Origin of the sequence: Corallococcus llansteffanensis, from assembly GCF_003612055.1 — a bacterium.
Classification (GTDB): domain Bacteria; phylum Myxococcota; class Myxococcia; order Myxococcales; family Myxococcaceae; genus Corallococcus; species Corallococcus llansteffanensis.
Window position 1 is genome coordinate 1 of the sequence record NZ_RAWB01000490.1, and the last position, 7481, is coordinate 7481.

General features: G+C 69.1%; 7 protein-coding genes. 1 reads left to right on the top strand and 6 read right to left on the bottom strand.

Going from position 1 to position 7481, the window contains the following annotated elements:
• Positions 1 to 97: 97 nt before the first annotated feature.
• From D7V93_RS32870 to D7V93_RS32895, 6 genes are all read right to left on the bottom strand, one after another.
• Positions 98 to 682, bottom strand: a complete 585-nt coding sequence (locus D7V93_RS32870) for a type IV pilus inner membrane component PilO (RefSeq protein WP_120625438.1) — start codon at positions 680 to 682, stop codon at positions 98 to 100.
• Between the two features lie 23 nt (positions 683 to 705).
• Entirely contained in the window at positions 706 to 1386 is a 681-nt protein-coding gene (locus D7V93_RS32875) for a PilN domain-containing protein (protein WP_120647145.1), read from the bottom strand.
• 29 nt (positions 1387 to 1415) lie between these two features.
• A complete protein-coding gene (gene pilM, locus D7V93_RS32880) occupies positions 1416 to 2498 on the bottom strand; it encodes a type IV pilus assembly protein PilM (RefSeq protein WP_120647146.1) in 1083 nt (360 codons plus the stop codon).
• A gap of 242 nt (positions 2499 to 2740) precedes the next feature.
• The gene (locus tag D7V93_RS32885) at positions 2741 to 4153 is read right to left on the bottom strand and encodes a sigma-54-dependent transcriptional regulator (protein ID WP_120647150.1); all 1413 of its coding nucleotides are present in this window, start codon (positions 4151 to 4153) and stop codon (positions 2741 to 2743) included.
• A 42-nt stretch (positions 4154 to 4195) separates the two neighbouring features.
• Positions 4196 to 5314 carry a sensor histidine kinase gene (locus tag D7V93_RS32890; protein ID WP_120647147.1) on the bottom strand — a complete coding sequence of 373 codons (1119 nt, stop codon included), beginning with the start codon at positions 5312 to 5314 and terminating at the stop codon, positions 4196 to 4198.
• Positions 5315 to 5339: 25 nt separating this feature from the next.
• A complete protein-coding gene (locus tag D7V93_RS32895) occupies positions 5340 to 6449 on the bottom strand; it encodes a prepilin peptidase (RefSeq protein WP_120647148.1) in 1110 nt (369 codons plus the stop codon).
• 231 nt (positions 6450 to 6680) lie between these two features.
• Here D7V93_RS32895 and D7V93_RS32900 point away from each other — a divergent pair, with 231 nt between their 5' ends.
• On the top strand, positions 6681 to 7283 hold the full coding sequence (locus D7V93_RS32900; RefSeq protein ID WP_120647149.1) for a type IV pilin protein: 603 nt from the start codon (positions 6681 to 6683) through the stop codon (positions 7281 to 7283).
• Positions 7284 to 7481 lie beyond the last annotated feature (198 nt).

Below are 7481 nucleotides of genomic sequence, written 5' to 3' on the forward strand. Positions count from 1 at the left end.
GACAGGGTCAGCGCCAGCACCGCAGCAGTCATCGTGGACTTGAACGTCTTCATCCGCGTCATCCCTTGTCGCCCCAGTTGCAGAGCGGATCAAGTTTCTAGTTGTTCTTCGTCTCGATGAACCGGAACGTCGTCGCCAGGAAGCTGCTCTGGAGGACCACCTTCTCGTTCTTCAGCGTCGCGCCATCGAGCTTGATGTTGTTGACGTTCACGATGCGGCGCATGTTCGCCATCTCCTGCAGGAACATGGCGATCTCGTGGTAGTTGCCGCTCACCGTCATCCGGATGGGGATGCGCGCGAAGAACTCGGTGCCCTCGACGTACTCCCTGTCGGGCTCCACGCGGGAGATCTCCAGGCCGGACTTCTTGCCGATGTCGTTGATCTGCGCGAGCAGCTCTTCCATGTCGCGCCGCTCCGGCAGCTCCGTGAGGGCCTCCGCCAGCTTCTGCTCGAGCACGTCCATCTCGCGACGGCGCTCGTTGAGGTTCTGGGCGATCTCGCTCTTCTCCGCGAGTTCCAGGTCGAGCGTCCGGCGCTCCGACGCGCGGCGGGCGATGTCCTCTTCCGTGGGCTGGATGACGAGGAAGAAGTTGGCGACGGTCAAGAGGACGACGAGTGCCGCGAGCCCGCCGAACTTCGCCGCCGGGGGGGCCTTCGCGAGCTGATCCAGGTATTTATCCATGACAGGGGTTCCTTCGCCGCCAGCTAGATGGCGTAGTTGGCGGTGAGGGTGAGCTTGAAGTCGACGAACGACGGCGCACCGGCCGTGCCGCTCTTGGTCTGCACGGCGTTGGTCAGCTCGATGTTGCCGAAGAAGGGCTTGATGTCGCCCGCGGGGAACTCCTCCACGAGCGCCGTCTCCGTGTTGAAGAGCTCCACGCGGGACGTCTTGCCGTCACGGCGCTGCTCCACCAGGCGCCCCATGCCCTTGGGCGTCCACACCATGCCGCCCAGGCCGCGCATCAGCTCCGCGACCTCGTCGTGGCTGACGGCCGAACCGTTGATGGTGACGCTGTTGGACGCCTCCACGAAGTCCTTGAGCCAGACCTTCTTGGGCATGGCGGACGACAGCGCGTCCAGCATGCGCACCGGGCCGTTGCGGCCCTTGCGCAGCGAGTCCAGCACGGCGAGCTTCTTCTCCACCTCCGCCTTGCGGGCGTTGATGTTCTTCACCTCGCCAATGACCTTCTCCAGCTCGGCGATCTTCGCGCGCGTCTGGGCGATGCCCTGGTTGGCCCGCGTCAGGTCGCCGTCGCGGTCCGCGTACCAGAAGTAGTTGCCCACGACCGCGGCAATCAGGACCGCGGCGTAGAGGGCCAGGATCTGCCGGCCCATCTCCCGCTTCTTCACCGCCCGGACGGGCAGCAGATTGATTCGAATCATCATGTGCGTCATCTCCTCGCGGCCAGAGCGGTTCAGCCCAGCTTGTCGCCCGGGCGCCGGAGCGCCAGTCCCACTGCCACCGCGGCCATGGGCGCCACGTCCATGATGAACGCGGGGTCGAACTTGCGGTTGTCCACTTCAATCTTCCGGAACGGGTTGAGGATCTCCACCGGCACGCCGGTCCGCGCCTCGATGGTCTTGAACAGGGCGGGGATCTTCGCGGTACCGCCGGACAGGTAGACCTTGGTGAAGTTCGAGTCCGCGGCGGTGCCCGCGTAGAAGTCCAGCGAGCGCTGGATCTCCCCGGCGACCTGCTCCGCGACGCTGGACAGCACCCGCTCCACGTCCTGGGGCACCACGGCGTCCGCGTCCGCGCGGTTGCCGCCGATCTTCAGCGCCTCCGCCTCCTCGTAGGAGACGTTGAGCTGCTTCTGGATCTCCTCGGTGAACTGGTTGCCACCGATGGTCACGTCGCGGGTGAACACCGTCACGCCGTTGGCGATGATGTTGATGTTCACCACGGAGGCGCCGGCGTTGATGAGGACGACGGTCTCCTTCTCCGGCAGCTCGTAGTTCGTGGAGAACATGTTCTGGACGGCGAACGCGTCCACGTCCACGACCACCGGCGCGAGCCCCGCTTCGGAGACCACGGTGGTGTAGTCGTTGATCATGTCCTTCTTGGCGGCCACCAGCAGCACGTCCATCTGACCGGTGGCGTCGTTGCCGCCGCCGTCGAGGATCTGCGTGTCGATGTTCACGTCCTTCACGTCGAAGGGGATGTACTGCTCCGCCTCCCACTGGATGCTCTCCTCGAGCTCTTCCTGGCTCATCCGGGGCATCTGGATCTTCTTGATGATGACCGAGTGGCCGGACACGCCGATGGCGACGTCCTTCCCCTTCACCTTCAGTTCCGACATCAGCTCCTGGACGGCCTGGACGATGGCCGTGGAGTTCATGAGGGCGCCGTCGACGATGGCTTCAGGAGGCAGCGGCTTCATTCCGAAGCTCTGGAGCGCGTAGCCCACTTCGCCGCGCTTGCGCTGCTCCTTGAGCATGATCATCTTGATCGACGTCGACCCGATATCCAGCCCGAGTGCCAGTTTGCCCTTCGCCATGCTTAACCCCATCGGAGAGGCGGCCAGCGTAGCACCGGCTTGATACCCCTCCTAAAAAGTGCTTGGCGCCCGGCCGCCCATCGGACGGGGGAGCGCCGTGAAGACCGACGACGACCGCGCCCCCGACGTACCACCGCGGAGGCCCGATTTTCCGGCCCCGGCCGCGTTCCGTCAAATGGCCGGGGATGATTCCTGGAGGGTCGGGTCGCCAGGCGACCCCCTCCCCTGCCTTTCGCTCCTTTTCAGCCGCGAAGCGCCTCCGCGTCAGGATCAATGCCGTACTCCTTGATCTTGTACAGGAGCGCGCGGTGACTGATGTCCAGCACCTCGGCCGCCCGGGTGCGGTTGCCCTTCGTGCGGCGCAGCGCCGCGCGGATGTAGGACTCCTCCAGCTCCCGGATGGCGCGCTTGAGCGACAGGTCGCCCCCGGCCTGTAGCGGCGGCGCCGTCCCGGCGGACACGGGTGCGGAAGACGCCCACAGCTTTTCGGGCAGGCTGCCAGGCTCGATGAGGGTGCCCTCGGCGAGGAGCACCGCGCGCTCCATGGCGTTCTCCAGCTCCCGCACGTTGCCCGGCCAGGCGTAGGCCGTCATCAGGGCCTCCGCCTCCGGGGACAGTCCCGCCACCGGCGGGTCGCGGTTGAGCTCGCGGTTGAAGCGGCCGAGGAAGGAGCGGGCGAGCAGCGGGATGTCCTCGCGGCGCTCGCGCAGGGGCGGCAGGGCGAGGTTCACGACGTTGAGGCGGTAGTAGAGGTCCTCGCGGAACTCGCCCTTCTCCACGAGCTTGCCCAGGTCGCGCAGCGTGGCGGCCACCACGCGCACGTCCACGCGCTCCACGCGGCTCTCCCCCACGGGCCGGATCTCGCCCTCCTGCAGCACGCGCAGCAGCTTCACCTGCGCGCCCAGGGGCAGCTCGCCCACTTCATCCAGGAAGAGCGTGCCGCCGTCGGCCTCCGCGAAGAGGCCCCGGCGGGCGGTGCGCGCGTCGGTGAAGGCGCCCTTCGCGTGGCCGAACAGCTCGCTTTCCAGGAGGCCGTGGGGGATGGCGCCGCAGTTGACGGCCACGAAGGCCATGGCGGAGCGGCGGCTCTTGCCGTGCAGCTCGCGGGCGATGAGCTCCTTGCCGGTGCCGCTCTCGCCGGAGATGAGCACGGTGGTGTCCACCGGCGCCACGCGCGCCACCTGCTTGAGCACCGCCTGGAGCGCGGCGCTCTCCCCCAGGATGTGGCCCAGGGACGCGCCGGGAAGCTGCGCCTCGTGCAGGCGCCGGTTCTCGCGCAGCAGCCGCTCGCGCTCCTCCGCCTTGCGCAGGACGAAGACGATCTCCTCCGGCTTGAAGGGCTTCTGGACGAAGTCGTAGGCCCCCGCCTGCACCGCCTCCAGCGCCTGCTCCTGGGAGCCGTACGCGCTCATCACCACCACGGTGAGGCCCGGCTGGTCCGCGAGCGCCGCCTTCAGCACCGACAGCCCGTCGCGCTTCGGCATGCGCACGTCGCACAGGAGGACGTCATAGGCGCGCGCGGACAGCTCCCGCAGGGCCTCCTCGCCGTCGGCGACGGCGCGCACCTCGTAGCCCTTGTCGCTGAGCACCAGGGTGAGGATGTGGCGGATGGACGGCTCGTCGTCGGCGACGAGGACGGTGCGGAAGAGGGGCATGGGCTTGGCGCCCATCATACGCCCCTTGGCGTCCGGCACCCCTCAGGCGGCGGGGAGGGACAGCCGGAAGCACGCGCCGCCCCCCGTGCCGTCGCGCGCGTCCAGCCGCCCGCCCATGCCCTGGGCCAGGTTCAGCGACACCGCGAGTCCCAGGCCCGTGCCCTGCCGCCCCTTGGTGGTGAAGAAGGGCTCGAAGAGGTGCGCGCGCACCTCCGGGGACAGGCCCGGGCCGCTGTCCTCCACCTCCACATAGAGGAGCGCGGCCTCCTGGCGGGTGGAGATGCGCACCCGGCCCTGGCCGCCCATGGCCTGGGCGGCGTTGAGCAGCAGGTTGATGAGGATCTGCGACAGGGGGCCAGGGTCCGCGCGGGCGAGCAGGCCGGGCGCCACGTCCAGCGTCACGTCCACGCGGTCCAGCTCCGGGCCGGCGCGCACCAGGCGCACGCACGTCTCCACCACCTGCCCCACGTCCACCGGCACGGGCTGGGCGCTGCCGGGGCGCCCCAGGTCCAGGAGCCCCCGCACGATGCGGTCGATGCGGAGCACCTCGTGGTCGATGCGCTCCAGGAAGTCCTTCACCTCCGGCCCTTCCGCCTTCATGCGCGCCAGGGAGAGGTAGCCGAGGATGCCCGCCAGCGGGTTGCCCACCTCGTGCGCCACGCCCGCGGCCAGCTTTCCCACCGTGGCCAGCCGCTCCGACGCGACCAGCTCCGTCTGCGCCCGCGCGAGCCGCGAGTTCGCCTCGCGCAGCGCCTCCAGCTGCGAGCGCGTGAGGGCCTGCTCCTGGCGCAGCGCCTCCGCCATGCGCTGCAGCGCGCGCTGGATGCGCGACAGGAGCGGCCCGCCCTGCCCCGCCATCGGCACGTCCAGCTGCAGCCGGCCCAGCTGCTCCACGGCGGCCTCGGTGGCGCGCAGCGGGCGACCCACCGTGAGGTCCAATACGACGTAGGCCAGCACCGTCAGCACCACGAGATCCAACCCCAGCGCCAGGGGCAGGAAGGTGCGGATGCGCGCCAGCCCCTCCGCGTCCGGCGTCCCGGGCAGCGCCAGCCGGCGCGCCACGTCCAGCAGGCGGATCAACACCGGCTGCAGCGTCAGCCACGACATGCCCGTGGACAGCGAGCCCAGCAGGAAGGCCACGCTGGCGATGCGCCACTTCATCCGCGCACCGGCGGCGCCACGCCCCTCACCGCGTCCCCCCGAGCATCATCGCCACCTCCAAGGGCAGCACGCGCGCGAGCCACGGCCCCAGCAGCATCACCTCCAACCCGGCCAGCGCCAGCCACGGGCCGAAGGGGATGTTGGTGGGACCGGGGACCCACTCCTCCTCCTCGCCCGACGCGTCCAGGGGCGCGTCCGGGATGGGCTGGAAGAGCAGGCACCAGGGCACCAGCACCCCCCGCTTCCACAGGGGCAGCCCCGGCTTCGTGAAGTCCCACGTCATCGTGGATCCGGCTTCGGGCGCCTCCGTGTCTCCGGGCTCGGCGGATGGGGCGGGCTCAGCGGAGGGTCCAACGGGAGCGTCGGCTTCGGGGCCCGTGGGAGGAACCGGCGCGGCCGGGGGGGGCAGCTCCACCGGCTCCTGCGCCGCGCCGCGGGGCCCCGCCCTTCCGGTGAGGACGAGCAACGCCACGCCCACGATGGAGCCCTGCAGGGACGAGAAGAAGAGGATGCCCAGGAGCGAGTGCCAGCCCAGGAACGCGCCCAGCAGCGCGACGAGGAACTTGTCCCCGCCTCCCAGCGCCTCGCGCTTGAAGACGCGCCAGCCCACGTACTCCATCAGGCGGAAGGAGAGAAACCCCACCGCCGCGCCCACCGCAGCGTGGATCACCGCGTCGCCGCCCCGGGGAATCGCCAGCAGCACCCCCGCCGCGATGCCCGGCAGCGTGAGCGAGAAGGGCAAGATCCAATGCTCCAGATCAATGAAGGTGAGCGGCACCAGCAGGAAGACGAGCACCAGCGCGGGCACCAGCGCGTACGTCCAGTCGAAGCGCTTGAGACACGCGAGGAACAAGAGCCCCGTGAGCAGCTCCACCAGGACGTAGCGCGGTGAGATGGGCATGCCGCAGCCGCGACACCGGCCGCGCAGCCCGAGCCACGACAGCACCGGGATGTTCTCGTACCAGGAGAGCACGTGGCCGCACTTCGGGCAGCGGGAGCCGGGCCGCACGATGCTCAGCCCTTCCGGCACGCGCGCGATGACGACGTTGAGGAAGGAGCCGATGCACAGGCCGAGGACGAACAGGAAGAGGATGAAGAGGGGCTCGGCCCAGCCCGGCGCGTAGGTGAACGTCACGGAGCCCGCAATCCTACCTGTCGCTCCCGGCACTGGCGACTTCGCGTCGGAGGACGAAAACCGTCAGCGGAAGTGACAAAAATTGGCAGGCCAGCGGCCGTGCCGTCCCCGTGGCGGCATGCCCTCCCAGGGAATCCCGGCGGTTGGCCAACTGTTCGGGGTGGCACTCTTCGTGCTAAGAGTCTTTCCGTCGTCCAACCCCCCTCTGCCCACGTCGCGGAGTCCCCAAACATGATGAACCGTCTCTTCCGGAAGAAGGGTGGCTTCACCCTCATCGAGCTGATGATCGTGGTCGCCATCATCGGCATCCTGGCCGCCATCGCCATCCCGAACTTCATCCGCTTCCAGGCGAAGTCGAAGCAGTCCGAGGCGAAGACGAACCTGAAGGCCATCTTCACGGCCCAGAAGTCGTACTTCGGCGAGAAGGACAAGTACTCTTCCGACTTCACGGTCATCGGTTTCGATCCGGAGCCCGCGAACCGCTACAGCTACGGCCTGGCCGCTGGCTGCTCCTCCGCGGTTGATGCGACCCCGACGGGCCGCGTCGCCGCCAAGACGGGCTGCATCGGCCAGGACAAGGCCAAGTTCACCACGGCGCCTCCGGCCGCGAACGCCCTCTCCGCCCTGGGCGTGCAGCCCAGCCTCGCCGCCTGCCCCAGCTGCTTCTTCAGCGCGAACGCCATCGGTAACGTCGACAACGACGCGGCCGGCGACGTGTGGGGCATCACGGCCTCGCCCACGGGTGAGACGCTGGCCCTCAACTGCGGCATCGACACGACCAAGATCGCCGCCGGCGAGCCGGGCAACGCGTACAACGACGTGAGCTGCGAGTAAGCAGCCTCCGCCACCTCCCTCTTCCGTCCTGACGGGCGGAGTGGAGAATGGCAGAATCCCTGGGGCGCCCGGCATTTCGGGCGCCCCTTTTTCGTTGGATGAGGCCATGGACAAGCTGTACCTGCTGCGCTTCGTGCCGGGCCTGGTGCTGGTGGCGCTCCTGTCCGCCCCGCCCCGCCCCGTGCACAGGCAGGGAGG

Coding starts and splice junctions, on each gene's coding strand:
- D7V93_RS32870 (WP_120625438.1), bottom strand. CDS start 682: ATGGATAAATACCTGGATCAGCTCGCGAAGGCCCCCCCGGCGGCGAAG.
- D7V93_RS32875 (WP_120647145.1), bottom strand. CDS start 1,386: ATGATGATTCGAATCAATCTGCTGCCCGTCCGGGCGGTGAAGAAGCGG.
- pilM (WP_120647146.1), bottom strand. CDS start 2,498: ATGGCGAAGGGCAAACTGGCACTCGGGCTGGATATCGGGTCGACGTCG.
- D7V93_RS32885 (WP_120647150.1), bottom strand. CDS start 4,153: ATGCCCCTCTTCCGCACCGTCCTCGTCGCCGACGACGAGCCGTCCATC.
- D7V93_RS32890 (WP_120647147.1), bottom strand. CDS start 5,314: ATGAAGTGGCGCATCGCCAGCGTGGCCTTCCTGCTGGGCTCGCTGTCC.
- D7V93_RS32900 (WP_120647149.1), top strand. CDS start 6,681: ATGATGAACCGTCTCTTCCGGAAGAAGGGTGGCTTCACCCTCATCGAG.